A 15981-nucleotide genomic window follows, 5' to 3' on the forward strand; every position below is an offset into this window, starting at 1 on the left:
AGTTGAATATCCGCTCTTGATATGTCGTTTGCTACCCCACCAGCGCTGGATTTTGAGCTGCTGTTCTCGCTGCTGCCCGCGCCCCACGGCGTATTAGCACCCGATGGCACGGTGCTGCACCTGAACGCGGCCATGGTTGCCCTGCTGCCCGCCGGCACCGCGCCCGATGCCCTCATCGGCCAGCCGCTGGCCGTACTGCGCGCCGCCGCCGAGGCGGGTGGTGCCGTGCTGGCGGCCAGCACCGCCTGGGCTCCGGCCCTGGCAGCCGCGCTGGCCGGCACGGCCCAAGTCCTGATGCCAGCCCCGGTGCCCTCCGGCCTGGCCGCACCGCACGGCTACTGGCAGGCCACGCTCCAGCCCATTCCACCGCCGCAGGCGCGCTATGTGCTGCTGCGCCTGCTCGACGTGACGCCACAGCTGCACAGCCAGCTGGTGGCCGAGCAAGAGCAGGAGCGGTTCCGGTTTCTGGCCGAAAGCCTGCCGCAGCTCGTGTGGGCCACCAACGCGCAGGGCGAGCCTGATTATACCAATCAGCGCTTCCTGACCTACACCGGCCACGACGTGCTGCAGATGAGCGAAGCGGAAAAAGCCGTTTTGTGGCAGCAGATTATTCATCCCGATGACCTGGCCGGGATGTACGCCCGCTGGGGCGAGGCGCTGCACAACGCGCAGCCCTTCGAGCTGGAGTTCCGGATGCGCGGCGTGGCGGGCGAGTACCGCTGGTTTCTTTCGCAGGTGGTGGCCCAGCGCGGGGCCGATGGGCAGGTGCAGCGCTGGTTTGGCCTGTGCACCGATATAGACGCCCGCTACCGCGCCCAGGTGCTCATGGATGACCAGCAGCGCCACATGCAGCGCATTCTCGACCAGCTGCCGCTCACCATCACCTCGATGGAAGCGCCCGATTTTCGGTTTACTTTTCTCTCGGCCCGCGCCCGGGAGTCGATGGGTTCCCGGGCCAGCATCGGCACGACCGTAGCCGAGAGCCTGCCCGAAATCGCCGACCAGGGCTACCTTCAGCTTCTGCAGCAGGTAGTGGCCACCGGACAGCCCGTGCTGGGCCACGAAGAGCGTTCCATCCTGACCGACCCCACCACCGGCGAGCTCCGCGAGTATTACAACAACTTCGGCTACCTGCCGCTGGCCGGCGAGCCCGGGGCCGCCCCCGGCGTGCTGGCCTACAGCCTCGACGTGACCGAGCAGGTGCAGGCCCGCCAGCGTAGTGAAGCCCTGCTGGCCGAGGCCCGCGCCGCCGACCAGCGCCTGCGCCACGTGACGGAAAGCCTGCCGTCCATCACCTTCATCAGCGACCAGACCGGGCAGGTGCTCTACCTCAGCCCGCAGTGGTATGCCTACACCGGCACCCAGCTGGGCGATGACCTGGCCAATGCCTGGACTGCCTGCCTGCACCCCGACGACAGCGCCCGCGTGGCCACCGAATACGCCGTTGCGCTGGCCGCCGGCACGCCGTGGCACTACGAGCTGCGCCTGCGCCGCCACGATGGCGAATACCGCTGGTTTATGAGCCAGGGCGTGCCCGAGCCGCTGGCCGATGCCGTGGGCCACGCCCGGCAGTGGTTCGGCTCCGACCTCGACATTCACGAGCTACACGAGGCCCGGTATAGCCTCGAAGTTAAAGACCGGCAGCTAAGCCAGATTCTGGCCCAGGCCCCGGCGTTTATTGCCACGTTTGAGGGCCCCGACCACCGCTACTCTTTCTTCAACGCCGGCTACTACCAGCTGATGAGCCCCCGCCCCCACCTGGGCCAGCCCGTGGCCGAGGTGCAGCCCGAAGTGGCCAGGCAGGGCTTTCTGAAGCTGCTCGACCGCGTGTACCAGACCGGCCAGCCATTTGTGGGGCACGAAATGCTCATTCGGCTGCCCGGCCACCACCCCACCGAATCCCTGACGGAGCACTACTTGGACCTGAACCTGGTGCCCCTGCGCGACAACCAAGACCGGGTGTATGGCGTGCTGAGCTTTGCCCTGGAAGTAACCGAACGCGTGCACGCCCGCCAGCACGCCGAGGCCCTGGCGGCCGAAATGAACCGCCGCAACGAGCAGGTGAACGCCATCACCGCTTCGGTGCCGGTGTTCATTTTCAACTTCGACCCCAGCGGCTACATCACCTACACCAACCCGTACTTCTACGAATACACCGGCCTGAGCCCGGCCGCTGCGCCCAACGCGGCCTGGGACTTCCTGCCGCCCGACGACCGCGCCGCCGTGAGCACCGTGGCCCAGGCGGCCATGGCGGCCGGCGAAGCCTGGCAGGCCACCTTCCGCTGCCGCCGGCACGATGGCGAGCTGCGCTGGTTTCAGACCAAAGTGCAGCCCTACACCAATGCCGCCGGGCAGCTGGCCGGCTTCAGCGCGGCCACCGTGGAGATTCACGACCTGCACGAGCGCACCGAGGAGCTGACCCGCAGCCGCACCGACTTTGCCGCGCTGGCCGACAACATGGCCCAGCTGGCCTGGATGGCCGACGCCACGGGCCATATTTTCTGGTATAACCAACGCTGGTACGATTACACCGGAGCCACTTTTGAAACCATGCAGGGCGAGGGCTGGCAGGCCGTGCACGCCCCCACCCTGCTGGCAGACATCAATGCCCGGTACCAAGTGGCTATTCAGGCCGGGCAGCCGTGGGAAGACACCTTCCCGCTGCGCCGCCACGACGGCGAGTACCGCTGGTTCCTGAGCCGCGCCCGGCCCATCCGCGACGAAGCTACCGGCGCGGTGGTGCGCTGGTTCGGCACCAACACCGACGTGACCGAGCTGCGCCACCTGCAAACCCAACTGGCCGCCAGCGAGGAAGAGCAGCGCATTCAGGTCGAGAGCATTCCGCAGCAGGTGTGGACGGCCCGGCCCGATGGCACCGTGGACTTCTACAACCATCGCACGGCCGCCTACCTGGGCGAAGCCATGGAGAAAAACGGCGCGGCGGAGTGGCTCAGCTTCGTGCACCCCGACGACCGCGCCCCCATGGAGCAGCGGTGGCAGGCCGCCATTGCCAGCCAGCGCTACTACGAGGCCGAATTCCGCCTGCGCCGCTACGATGGCCAGTACCGCTGGTTTCTGGGCCAAGCCCAGGCCCGCCGCGCTCCCGGCGGCCACATCCTGAAATGGTACGGCACCAACACCGATGTGCACCAGCAGCGCGTGCTGCAGGAGCAGGTGCTGGCCAGCCAGGCCCGCTTCAAGCAGTTGCTCGAAACCCTGCCCCAACTGGCCTGGACAGCCCGACCCGATGGCAGCATCAACTATTATAACCAGCGCTGGTACGACCTGCTGGACACCTCGTTTGAAGAGCTGAAGGGCTGGGGCTGGGAACAGTTTATCCACCCCGATGACCTGACCGGCACCCTGCGCCACTGGCACCATAGCCTACGCACCGGCGAAACCTTCACCAACGAGCACCGCTGGCGCGACAAGCAGGGCCACTACCGCTGGTTTATGGCCCGCGGCGAAGCCATCCGGGATGCCCACGGGGAGGTGGTGCTGTGGGTGGGCACCAACACCGACGTGCACGATTTGAAGCAGGCCCAGCACCAGCTCGAAAGCCAGAATGCCCGCCTGCGACGCACCAACGAGGACCTGGACAATTTCATCTACACGGCCTCGCACGACCTCAAGCAGCCCATCAACAACATGGCCGGCATTTTTGAGGAGCTCACCCGCACGGCCTATTTCCGCGACCCCGACGCCATCAAGCTCATCAACTACTTTGAGCGCGCCCTGGCCCGGATTTATGCCACCATCGACGACCTCAGCGCCATTGTGCAGGTGCAGCGCCAGCAGCAGGAAATGCCGGCCGAAGCCGTGAGCCTGAGTCAGCTGACGGACGAAATATTAGCCAGCCTGCACGACCAGATTACCCAGACCGGGGCCACGTTTGCGCTGGATTTTGCCACGTATCCGGTGGTCACATTTGTGCGCCTCAACCTGCAAAGCGTCCTGTTCAACCTCATCAGCAACTCGCTGAAATACGCCGCCCCCGGCCGGCCGCCGCGCATCCGCCTCAGCAGCACCCCCGATGCCCTCACCGGCCGCCCCACCCTCACGGTGCAGGACAACGGCCTGGGCATCGACCTCGACCGCTTTGGCCCGCAGCTGTTCCAGCTCTTCCGCCGCTTCCATCCGCAGGTCGACGGTACCGGCATGGGCCTCTACCTCGTCAACCGCATTGTGCAGAACCACGGCGGCCGGCTCGAAGTGAGCAGCAAGGTGGACGAGGGCACCACGTTTCAGATTTATTTGTGAGGATTGGGGGCGACTGGTTGTCACACTAAAAAAGAACGTCATGCAGCGCGCAGCGAAGCATCTTTGCCGCAGCAAGTAATCTAATCGAAAGGATTTACTATTGCAGTAAAGATGCTTCGCTGCGCTCGGCATGACGTTATTTTGAAACCATCCATCTCACCCCTCCCCCCATGCTCCAGTCCAAGCTTCCCGACGTTGGCGTCAGCATCTTCACCCAAATGACCCTGCTGGCCCAGGAAACCGGGGCCATCAACCTGGCGCAGGGCTTTCCCGATTACGACCCGCCGCAGGAGCTGCTCGAAGCCCTGGCCCGCCACGCCCGCACCCCCGGCCACCACCAGTACGCGCCCATGCCCGGCCTGCCCCGGTTGCGCGAGGCCATTGCGGCCCAGGTAGCCCGCCTCCACGCCGACGCGCCCACCCCCGACCCGGCCACCGAAATCACCGTCACGGCCGGTGCCACCGAGGCGCTCTATGCCGTGCTGGCCGCCGTGGTGCGCCCCGGCGATGAAGTGGTGGTATTTGAGCCGGCTTATGATTTGTACGGACCGGCCATTCGGCTGCAGGGCGGCGTGCCGCGCTACGTGCGCCTGCCCGCCCCCCACTTCCGCCCCGACTGGGACGCCGTGCGCCGGGTGGTGTCGCCCCGCACCCGCCTCGTACTGGTAAACACGCCCCACAACCCCAGCGGGGCCCTGTTCACGGCCGACGACTGGCACGAGCTGGCCCGCCTGCTCGACGGTACCGATGCGCTGGTGCTCAGCGACGAAGTGTACGAGCACCTCGTGTTCGACGGCGCCCCGCGCATGAGCGCCCGCCAGCATCCGGCCCTGCGCGAGCGCAGCTTCGTGCTCTCATCCTTCGGCAAAACCTACCACGCCACCGGCTGGAAAGTAGGCTACTGCATTGCCCCGCCCGCCCTCACGGCCGAGGTACGGCGCGTGCACCAGTTCCTCACCTTTGCCGTGAGCACGCCCACCCAGCACGCCCTCGCCGACGCCCTCACCGATGATGCCACCGATGCCCATGCCCGGGGCCTGGCCGGCTTCTACCAGCAGAAGCGCGACGAATTTCGGGCCCTACTCGACGGCGCGGGCTGGGACCTGCTGCCCGTGCCCGGCGGCTATTTCCAGCTAGCCCGCTACGATGCCTTTTCGCCCGCCAGCGACCTGGCCTTTGCCCAGTTCCTGGCCCGCGACAAGGGCGTGGCCGTGGTGCCCGTCTCGGCCTTCTACCACGATGGGTTCGATGATGGCCTCATCCGGTTCTGCTTCGCCAAGGAATCGGCCACGCTGCAGGCGGCGGCGGCGCGGCTCCGTCAGTAGCCGCCGGCCCGCCTCGCTCGCAGGCTGCTGATTTTCAATTGCCCGCTTTTTCCCAAAGAAGCGGGCAGTTTTATTTCCGACGCTCAGCATGCTGCGACCCGGGCCCGGTAAGTGACTCCATTTCTCGCAGTGGCCATCCATATTCTGGAGGCCTGTCGGGTGAGAAGCGGGGCTAAAGTGTCCGATACCAGCCTGTAACACCGGGTAAGCAGCACGATTGCCGGGACCTGCACTGCTCGCTTTGAGTTGTGAGAAAAGGCCTGCGGCCTGCAAAACCGCTGTTCTGGTCGTCATCCCCCTTTCCAAAAGGGCCGGCACACGAAAACAAGCTCAGCTATTAGCGGTTGCCCCCCTTCAACAAGGGAGTACTTTAAGTTCTTTTTAGAAATTCCCAATTCTTGAAAAAAAACTACTTTTAAATATAGCTAAAACCGCCCGCACATTAGATTGGCCTCAAGTATTCGCTAATGGTCTCGGCCCTTTTATCATTCCAAAAAACAACTTTTCAGCCGCTTAACCCATCCAGCACCAGGGGGCGTTCGCCGAGTATTCAACACTGTTAAACTCGTTAATCCCCGGTTGCTATTCGCTATTTATTACAAATTCATACCTTTCGAAATATTAAAAGCTGAACAATAAACCCATTCGGCTTTTTTCTATTCGCCTAACACTTCCCACCCGTGTCATTTGAACTAGAAATGGCGGGCGACCTCTCCGCCGCAGCGCCCGTATCCGCCCGTGTTTCCTACGACCACGTGGTGCTGCCCGGCGACTTCCCCGACCCCACCGTCACCAAAATCGGCGATACGTACTGGGCCAGCGCCACCTCGGCCGAGTGGGGCGCGGTGTTCCCGCTCTTCACCTCGCAGAATTTACTGGATTGGGAATTAGTGGGCCACGTTTTCCCCGAGAAGCTACCCGACTGGGCCGGCTCCAACTTCTGGGCCCCCGAGTTTTACTATGAAAACGGCCGCACCTACGTGTACTACACTGCCCGCAAAAAGGGCGGCGTGCTGTGCGTAGCCGTGGCCAGCGCCGACCACCCTGCCGGCCCCTATACCGACCACGGCCCGCTGGTGGGCCAGGAAGCCGGCTCCATAGACGGCTTTGCGATGCCCGACGAGCACGGCAACCTCTACCTCATCTGGAAGGAAGACGGGAACTCCTGCCACCAGGACACGCCCATCTGGGCGCAGCGCCTGAACCCGGAGCGCACCGCCCTCATCGGTGAAGCCACCGAGCTGTTTGGCAACGATGCGCAGTGGGAAGGCCCGCTGGTGGAAGGCTCGGCCCTGGTGCGGCACAACGGCTGGTTTTACATGTTTTATGCCGGCAATAGCTGCTGCGGCAAGAGCTGCAACTACGCCACCGGCGTGGCCCGCTCCCGCCACCTGCTGGGCCCTTGGGAAAAGCACGCACAAAACCCCATCCTCGACCGCAACACGACCTGGAAGTGCCCCGGCCACGGCACCGTGACCGAGCTGGACGGCCGCTGGTTCCTGCTGCACCACGCTTACGCGGCCGAAAGCCACGAGTTTGTGGGCCGTCAGGGCCTCCTCAGCGAGTTTACCTGGAATGCCGAGGAATGGCCCGAGTTCGTGCACCGCAGCCCCCAGGCCCCGCCCCTCACCAACATGGCCCGCTTCAACGTGGCCGATGGGTTCGCGGGCGACCGCCTGGGCCTGGCGTGGCAGTGGCCCATTGGCCAGCAGCCCACCACGGCCGTGCGCCACGGCCAGCTGCACCTCGCCGCGCACGACTCGCGCCTCGGGGCGCTGGTGGCGCGCCGCACCCACGCTGCTACCTATAAGGCCGCCACCACCCTCGACTTCGCCACGCTGCCCGCCGATACCTTCGCCGGCCTGGCCGCCGTGGGCGACCCCTACAATGCCCTGGCAATAATGGCCGGCAACGGCCAGCTCCAAATATGGCACCTGAAAAGCGGCAAGCAACAGTGCCTGGCCACTATTTTCATCGATGCCTGCCCTACTCTATCGCTGCGCCTCGAAGTATGGGGCGGCCAGCGCTACCGCTTCGCCTACAGCACCGACGGAGCTACCTGGCAGTCCCTGCCCACCGAAAACTTCACGCTGAACGGCACCTACCTCCCGCCCTGGGACCGGGGCGTGCGCGTGGCGCTGGTAGCCCAGGGCGATGCCGACAACACGGCCACGTTCAACAATTTCATCATCTGCAACCAGCGGTAGGAAGTATGCCTTTGCTCTTTCTGCTCTTTCGGAGTTGTACTCCGAAAGCCGCCTGCCGGGGGCTTGCAGCCCCCATCGTCAGACTATTTCAGTTCAACGATTGGGAGTGAAGCTCCCTGGCAGGTTCGCTTTCGGCGGAGTACAACTCCGAAAAAGCAGAGAGCAGGCCGGCACACCCAAAACAGCAACGCCCGGCACATCAGTGTCGGGCGTTGCTGTTTTTACGGTTGCGAGCTATTGCCCTAGAGCGTGAGGACAATCAAAGATTTATCTATTTACCTAAGCCAATCTAGCGTAGCACCAATATGCCAAAAGGCGAGGAAGGAAACGGCGGTTTTTTCGTAGCGGGTGGCTAGGCGGCGGTATTGCTTGAGGCGGCCAAAAAAGCGCTCGACTTTGTTGCGGTCGCGGTAGGTTTCTTCGTCCATTGCCAAGGGTTCTACCCGGTTAGGATGGCTGGGAATGACGGCTTCGATGCCCTTTTCGGTGCAATAGGCGCGGGTCGCGTCGCTGTCGTAAGCCGTGTCGGCCAGCACTTTGCCCGGCTGCAGGTCCGCCAGCAAGGGCAGCGCCTGCGGGCTGTCGCCCGCCTGGCCTTCGGTCGCAATCAGCCGCACGGCGTTGCCCAGCGACTCCACGCAGGCGTGAATTTTGGTGCCGATGCCCCCGCGGCTGCGTCCGAGGCACTCGGTGGCGGCGGTACTTTTTTTTGGCCTGCTGAATGCTGGTGCGCCCGCACGACGGTCGAATCGAGCATGACCCAGTCCAGTTCGGGGGCTTGCAGGGCCTGGAAGGCCCGCTCCCAAACCCCTTTGGTCGCCATACGCCGGAAGCGCTTGCACACGGTGTTGAATTTGCCGAAGCGTTCGGGTAGGTCGGCCCACGGGCAGCCGGTGCGCATTATCCACACGACCGCGTTGAAAAACAAGCGGTTGTCTTTGCCCGTTACCCCGCAATCAGTGGCTTTGCCCGACAAAAGGGGGCTCACCGCCAGCCATTGAGCATCGCTAATCTCATGTCTTCGCATAAATAATTTCTTCGTTATAAACGATTGCCAAAGCAAAGGTAATTGTCCTCACGCTCTAGCGGCGATGCTTGGTCTTCGTTTTCGAAGGGGTGGATTTCGTGGTGGCTTTGTGGGCCGGGCTCTTTTTGGCGCTGGTCTTCTTGGCTTTCGAAGCGCTGCTTTGGGTGGCTTTGCTGCTTTTACTCTTCGAGGTGCTTTTGCTGGAATGCGCGGTCGATTTGGCTTTCGCTTTCGACGAAGCCGACTTGCTTTTGCTCTTGCTGCTGGTGTGCGCCGTCGATTTGTGCGCTTTCGATTTGCTGCTGCTACTACGGTGGCTGCTGTGGCGGGCGGCGCGGCGGGCTTCGGCGCGGGCTTCGGCGCGGGCCTCGGCGCGGGCTTCGGCGCGGGCTTCGGCGCGGGCTTCGGCGCGGGCGGCGGTGCGGCGGGCGGCCAGGGCTTCGGAGTGACGCGCCTCGTAGCTACGGGCGGTGCGGGCCGACATGCTGGCGGCTTCGTCGGTGGCCTCGGCGTAGTGGGCCGTGGCATCCGACTCGGGCGATGCGGTGTTGTCTTCGTTGCCGGCTTTGGAGGCTTCGGCTACGATTTTCTTACGACGCACCGGCATCAGAAAATCACGCTCGGCGCGCTCACGGAGGCTGAGGTTTTCCTCGCCCGGCAGCTTGGTTACGGGGGTTTGCTTCTCGTTTTGGGCCTGGGCGCTGCCCCAGGTGAGGAGCAACAAAAGGAAGGCAAATAGGTGCTTCATAGACGAATAAAGAAATATCAACAGTAGACAAAGCTACACCTCACCCCGGTTAAATGCAAGGGCAAAGTGGTTTTAAACCCTTTCGGAGCCGTTTGAGCCACCTAAGGGCCTATTTGCTCACCCGTCGGCTACGGGGCTACCTGCAGCCGCACGCCGGCCGATTGCGCTCCGAATTCAGGCGCATACAAACACTGTACCTGACTCAGGCCACCCGAAAAATCGCCGGCCTGGCTGGCCCGCAAGCGGTACTCGAAAACGTGCGTACCGCGCGGCACCTCGCCCAGGAAAAAGTTGGTGGCCGCGTCGCGCGGGCTCTCGTAGTAGCCCAGGCCGTTCTGGTAGCGGTAGCCGCTGGTTTGGCCGATGGGCTCGAGGCCGGCGGCGCGCTGGTCCTTGAGGTGCACGTATTCGAGGGCGCGGTCGGTGCGCAGCACGAGGCGCACCACCAGCGCATCGCCGATTTTTAGGGGGGAAGCAGCCGTGAGCTTCTCCAGCACCGGGCCGGCGGCGGTGCGGGTTTCGCGGTAGAGCTGGCGCTCCAGGCTGAGCGGCGTGGCGGCGGGCGTCACCTTGTCGATGTCCTCGAAATACTGCCAGTAAAGCGCGCCCCAAGCCACGCCCGCGTCGGGCTTGGTGATGGTCACGTTGCCCTGGGCGGGCTGGATTTCGGCGGCGGACCAGCTGGTTTTGAAATAGCCGGTGCCGGCCTGCGCGGCAGCAGGCTTCACCGCCTGGCTGCCGACGGTGATTTGCAATGGCTGGGTGGGCGCGAGCCAATCGGAGCCGCGCAGCAGCAGGGCATAGCAGGCATCGGCGGTGGCGCGGGTGCTCTCCCAGTGGTGGGTTTGCTTCTGCTTCAGCAGCCAGAGCTTCATTTCATCCACCGATTTCTGGTCGTTCTTCACTTCATCGAAGGCTTCGATGAGGGTGGCCTGGGTTTCGGTGGGGGCTTCGCGCCAGTAGTAGCCACCGCGCACTTCCTTCCAGTACATGCCCAATTCGGGCGAGTGCAGGGCATTTTCGGCGAGGGCGCGAAGAATCTCAGCAGCGGCAGGAGCCTTGGCATCGCGCCGAAACAGGGCCAGCGCAATTTGCGCTTGCAGGTAGCGGGTCTGGGCGGGCCAGAATTTGGCGGCCTGCCCGCGGTAGTAGGCGTAGGCCGTTTTTGTAGTCGCTTCGGCGGGCTGGGGCCAGAAACTGCGGGCGTAAAGGGCCTGGATTTGCATGTCGCTGAGGTGGTTATCGGCCAGCTTCACGTTTTTCTGGCGGCGCAGCTCGGCGTAGTCTTTGGCTAGGCCGGCGTCGAGGTAGCGCATGGCATTTTGCAGAATGTCGCGGCCCACGGCATCTTTCTCGGCATCAAAGGCGCCGAGTTTTTTGAGCTTGCCAAAGCCGGCCACGATGAGCTGCGTGATGTACCGGTTGTCGGGCATTTTCTCGAACCACGGGAAGGCCCCGCCGGGCAGCTGCATGCGCTGAAGCTTGAGCAGGGTGCGGCTGGTTTCACCCTGCAGCCGGGCTTCGTCGAACAGCTCGGTGAGACGGGCCAGGCGGGCGGTTTCGCCCTGAGCGTCGCGCACCCACGGCGTTTCCTGGAGCAGCAGGTTTTTCAACTCCTGATTCTGGGCCAGCTTGCTTTCGAGGGCATTTTTCTGCGCCGCCGTACCGCTCTGGGCCTGGCGCGTCCACTCGGCCAGAACGGTTTTGAAGCGCGGGTTGGATTTGAGAATCTGCGCCGCGATGAGGTTGGCGTAAAGGCGGCTGAATACCTGCTCGGAGCACTCATAAGGGTACTCCATGAGGTAGGGCAGGCTTTGCACAGCATACCAGGCGGGGTTGGCGGTCATTTCCAGCGTGAGGCTGTAGTTGCGCCGCGTGGGGCTGCTGGTGCTGGTCAGCTTCTTCAGCTCGAATGCCCGCGTGCCGGGGCCCACGATGGGCAGCGGCAGACTCTCGGTGATTAAAATTTTATTCGGCAGGACCGGGAGGGTGTTTTCCTCGCCGTCGGAGAAACTGGTACTTGGTGCTTGGTTGTTGGTGCCTGACTTTTGATTCTTACGCTTGGGCTTCTTGTCCTTAGTAGACTCAGCACCAGGCACCAAGCTTTGTGCACTAACCACCACCCGATACGTCACGGCCACCGGCGCGAAATCACTCGGCAGCGCAATTTCCCAACCCAGGGCGGCGCTCTGGTGCGCGGCAGCCGATACGGATTGCTGTGCCGAACCTTTCAGTAATTGGCTCGTGATATCCTGGCCCGTGGCGGCGTCGAGCAGGAAAAGTTGCGCGGTGCCGCTGGTGGCGTGGTCGGTCAGGTTCGAAAACTTGGCGGGGAAGGTGAAGGTGTCGCCCTGCCGCAGGAAGCGCGGCGCGTTGGGCGTTATCTGGATTTCCTTTTGGGTAACGAGCTGCCGGGCCAGCTGGCCGCTGTGCAGGCTTTTGTCGTGGGCCAGGGCCAGCAGCTGCCAGCGCGTCACGGCCTCGGGCATCTGAAATTCGAGCACGATGTCGCCGTTTTTGTCGGTGCGCAAAGCCGGCTGCCAGAAGGCCGTTTCGCGAAAATCGGTGCGGGTGGGCACGGTGGAGAGGTCGGGGGCGGCGGGTTTGGGCGTTCCGTAACCCACTGTTATTGTTTCGTTGAGACTACTAGGATTTGAGGCTATCGAAGAGGCGCCCCGAATCATAATCCGCTGGTTCGCCTGCGGCGCAGCCGAAGCTGCCGTCATATCAGCGGCTCCGGGTACGCTCGTATATACCTTATTCTCTACAACCTCTTCCATCACTTGGTCGCCCCTAATGCGGCCGTTGATAAAGTATTCCGCGTTATAGCTGGCCGCTGTGGTCCGCAGTTGCGGGTAAACCAGCCGGTTATACTCGGTGCGGGCTTCGGGCGCTGCCGTGGTACGTGAGCTAACTACTCCAAACCACCCCATCCACCCAAACCGCGCCGGGTAATACCCTGCGCCCAGTTCCAGCCCCATGAAGCGGTGCAGCCGGAAAATATCCAGACTCTGGTCGTACAGCGTAGCCAGTAGCTCGGCCTCGGCAGCTTTGCCGTTGGCTTGATGAATAGTGACGCGCCAGGTTTCCCGCTGGCCGGGCTGGAGCTTGTCGCGGAAGGTGGCGATGGAGAGTTGGAGGGGCTGCGGTTTCTCGGCCACCTGCACGGTGGCGTCGTGGCGGTAGAGGCGGTTGTCGCGCACCTGCGTGGTGTGGATGTAGAGCGGGCCCAGGGCCGTGGGTGGGCCGCTCTCGATGCGCAGGCGACGCTGCTCATTGGCATTCAGCGTCAGCCATTCCTGGCGCAGCAGCTGGCCTTCGCGCTCCACTTCCAGCAGGATGCGGGCACCGGCTTCGCTGCTGCCCAGTAGGATTTCCGTGGATTGGCCGGGGGCCACGGTATCGGCCAGCGCCACAAACCAATCCGGCGTGGCGAAGGGCACGATGGCGGACTGCGCGTCGTAGAGCGTGAAATCAAGGCGGGCCGTGTCAGTTTCGGCGGTGAAGGCTTCGAGGCGGTAGCGGCCGGTGGGCAGGGCGGCCAGGGCAGTTTGCAGGTCGAGGACGGTGCTGGCTTTGGTGTCGAAAGCGAGGGTCTTCACCAGCTCCGGCTTGGCTTCATTTTCCTCCGTTTCGGGAGCCGGGCCGGGCACACCGGGCGGGTTGGGGCGGTAGCGGCGGGCCAACAGGCGCAGCGTACCAGCAGCGGGCAGCGGCTCGCCGGTAGCATTGGTGCTGAGCAGCGTGAACGTGGGCAGTTTGGCTTTGTCGGCCGCATCGGGGCCGGCGAAGCGCAGACTGAGCGGATTGCGGCCAATGGGGAAGCTGCGGGTGCCGGTGCGGGTTTCGCCGGCCGCATCGGTCACGTCGGCGGTTACTTCGAATAAATAGCCCGGCTCCCAACCCCGGCGGCCGGTGGCTTTGGGCACCAGCGGCGGCGTGAAGGTGAGCGTAAAGCGACCTTCAGCATCGGTGGCGGTGGTACCGTGGGCAATTTCCTGGCTGCCCTGCCCCCGTCCCGGCGCATACATCCCGCGCCCGCCGTAGCCATAATCGAACAGCGCAAATAGCTCGCGGCGCGTAACGCGGTAGCTTACCGTAGCGCCGTCGGTGGCCTGCCCGGCATAGGCGCGGGCGCGGCCATTGATGGCGAGCGGCTGGCCCAGCTGTGGCCGGCCGGGCACCGAGTCGATGCTGACCAGAAAAGTGGGCCGCTTATAGTCCTCCACTGCGAAACGGAGGCTACCGTGGTCAGTTTGCAGAGTCATTTCGCCATTAAGCAGGCCCGTGGGAAGCACCAGTGAGCCATTGAACGAGCCAAACTCTGAGGTGGTGAACGGCAGGGTTTGCACGGGCTGGCCGTTCACGTCCATTAGCCCGACCACTATCGGCTGCTTGGTTACAAGGCTGCTTTTGCCGCGCAGTGTTTCCGTCAGAATGCCTTTGAAATACAGCGTCTGGCCGGGCCGGTAAATAGCGCGGTCGGTAAACAGGAAGGTGCGGCGCTGGGCCTGTTCGCTCATCAGGTTCGGCCGGTAGTAGCGCCCGATACCGTCCAGCCTCAAGGTGTCGTTGCCCCGCCAGACGCGCACGGCCGTGACTCGTTCACCATCCGACTCGTTTGGGTTGGAAGCCTGAATTTCCACTTCGCCCGAAGCGGCGGTTTTGTACACGTCCCCCATGCGGGTTATCTGTTTCCGCGCCTTCTGGTCGTAGCGGCTGTAGGTGGCCTGCGCCTGCACACCGGCCAGCGGCGCGCCCTGCTGCCGATGCAGCAACAGCAGCTTCAGCCCCCAATCGGTAACTGCCTGCTGGCTCACCGCGCTCAACTCACTCGCCCCCACAAATCCGTAGCTCGTCACCACACCCGGCCGCTGCTCAGTAGCCTTCGCCGCCTGGTTGCTGATGACTATCAGGTAATACCCCACGGGAAGTGCCGCACCCGCCGCCGCCAGCTTCTGCTCTTTATAATCCTGCGGATGCGCGGGCACCGGCACCGCCCAGGCGGCGGCCGGCGCGGCGCGCAGAGCACGGGCATAGCGCTGGGCCACGGTGCGTTGCAGGGCATCATACTGGCCCGATTTTTCCCATTCCTTCAGCGAAATGCGGTAGGCCCAGGCGTGTAATTCGGTCACGTTGCGGGCCGTCAGGTCCAGCCGCCAGGGCTGACTGGGAATGACGATATTCGGGGCGGTAAAGCTGATTTCCGGCTGCTCCAGCTGCTCGCGCAGCTGCCGGGCCCGCGCCGCGCCGCGCGACTTTGGAAACCGCGCCTCGGCCTCCCGCGCCAGGCGCACGGCGGCCACGTTGTCGCCGGCTTCGCGCAGGGCTTCGGCCCGCCGGGCCACAAACTCGGTGCTGATAGGCAGCGCCTTATACGTCTCGGCCATTTGCACCAAAGCCGGCTCGTACTGCGCAGCCAGGTCAGTATTCTGGGTGAGGGAATGCAGGTAATCCACGCGGCTCAAATCCACGTCAGCCAGTGCCGCCACGTTCTGCGGGGTCGTACCCGGCAGGGCCAGCTGCTGGCGCGAGGCGGTGAGGCGCTGTAACAGGTGCAGCGCGTGCAACTGGCCGTTCAGCGAGTCGGCCTCCGGGGCTAGCAGGCGCAGCGCGGCAAACTCCTGGGCGGTGCCAAACAGCTTGGGCTCCGTGAGCTGAAACTGCTGCTCGGGCCGGGTCACGTACAATTCCTGGTTCTTCAGGCCCTCAATGGCGCGCTGAGCCAGCAAATCATACAGCGTAGGGCGCAGGGCGCGGCCTTCGGCATCGCCGCCGGTAGCCAGGTCGCCCAGCTCGGCCAGGGTGGTTTTCAGCTGGCGCTGGGGCTCATCTTCCACCGACTGGTAGTAGTGCCGCACGATGGCTGCGCCCAGCCGGCCCATGTCCCAGGTGGCGAGGCCAGTGCCGCCATCGGCCGTTTTTTGGCCGTCGGTAGTGGGCGAAGCCCCGGCCGTGCGCTGGTAGAGGCGGTAACGGTTCTGGTTGAGGTAGGTGGTGTACTGCTCGGCCAGCAGCGAGTGCAGAATGGACCGAGCCGGAAAGGCGGCGGTTTTCACATCATTTTCCAGCAGGGCAATGGCCTTTTCGTCGGCATCCTCCTGTTTAGCCTGCAGCAGGCGAATTTTATAGAGCAGCGCCCGCACGTAGGCCGGGCTGTTGCCCTCCTTTTTGGCCTGCTGATAGATGGCTTCCACCAGCGGCGCGGCCGTGGCGGTCTGGTCCTTCTTCAGCAGCGCGTCAATCTTCTTCCACTGTGCGGCGTAGGGGCCGGGCGGTGACCCGGGCGTGGCCGAGTCGGCACGAACAATCATGGTCAGGAGCAGGCAGGCAAACAAGAACAGGCGCATAGGCGGGGTGGGCACAAGCAGAAGGTTGAAGCCATAAAGATGCCCGGTCGAACTTTATTGCACA

The 15981-nt window shown here is 63.9% G+C and carries 5 protein-coding genes and 1 pseudogene; 3 read left to right on the plus strand and 3 right to left on the minus strand.

The genetic code is table 11. The features are described 5' to 3' along the window. Window positions 1-21: 21 nt before the first annotated feature. The 3 genes from KQ661_RS01065 to KQ661_RS01075 all read left to right on the plus strand — a co-directional run bounded on the left by KQ661_RS01065 (window position 22) and on the right by KQ661_RS01075 (window position 7792). Window positions 22-4260 (plus strand): PAS domain-containing sensor histidine kinase, encoded by a 4239-nt coding sequence (locus tag KQ661_RS01065; protein WP_216685426.1) that lies wholly within the window; start codon window positions 22-24, stop codon window positions 4258-4260. A gap of 170 nt (window positions 4261-4430) precedes the next feature. Then, window positions 4431-5585, plus strand: coding sequence for a methionine aminotransferase (locus KQ661_RS01070; protein WP_216678956.1), 1155 nt, complete (start codon window positions 4431-4433; stop codon window positions 5583-5585). Between the two features lie 680 nt (window positions 5586-6265). After that, window positions 6266-7792 carry a family 43 glycosylhydrolase gene (locus KQ661_RS01075; protein WP_226915675.1) on the plus strand — a complete coding sequence of 509 codons (1527 nt, stop codon included), beginning with the start codon at window positions 6266-6268 and terminating at the stop codon, window positions 7790-7792. A 275-nt stretch (window positions 7793-8067) separates the two neighbouring features. On the opposite strand, the pseudogene KQ661_RS23000 reads toward KQ661_RS01075, so the two are convergent. From KQ661_RS23000 to KQ661_RS01090, 3 genes and pseudogenes are all read right to left on the minus strand, one after another. After that, window positions 8068-8792: pseudogene (locus KQ661_RS23000) on the minus strand (IS5 family transposase); the annotation flags it as partial. A gap of 82 nt (window positions 8793-8874) precedes the next feature. Next, window positions 8875-9567: a hypothetical protein gene (locus KQ661_RS01085; RefSeq protein ID WP_216685427.1), complete on the minus strand. Its 693-nt coding sequence runs from the start codon at window positions 9565-9567 to the stop codon at window positions 8875-8877. Window positions 9568-9695: 128 nt separating this feature from the next. Then, window positions 9696-15932, minus strand: a complete 6237-nt coding sequence (locus KQ661_RS01090; RefSeq protein ID WP_216685428.1) for an alpha-2-macroglobulin family protein — start codon at window positions 15930-15932, stop codon at window positions 9696-9698. Between the last annotated feature and the right edge of the window lie 49 nt (window positions 15933-15981).

The sequence above is a fragment of the Hymenobacter siberiensis genome, from assembly GCF_018967845.1.
Lineage (GTDB): Bacteria > Bacteroidota > Bacteroidia > Cytophagales > Hymenobacteraceae > Hymenobacter > Hymenobacter siberiensis.

Excerpts from the sequence above, each read along its gene's own strand:
- KQ661_RS01065 (WP_216685426.1), top strand. The coding sequence starts at position 22 with ATGTCGTTTGCTACCCCACCAGCGCTGGATTTTGAGCTGCTGTTCTCG.
- KQ661_RS01070 (WP_216678956.1), top strand. The coding sequence starts at position 4,431 with ATGCTCCAGTCCAAGCTTCCCGACGTTGGCGTCAGCATCTTCACCCAA.
- KQ661_RS01085 (WP_216685427.1), bottom strand. The coding sequence starts at position 9,567 with ATGAAGCACCTATTTGCCTTCCTTTTGTTGCTCCTCACCTGGGGCAGC.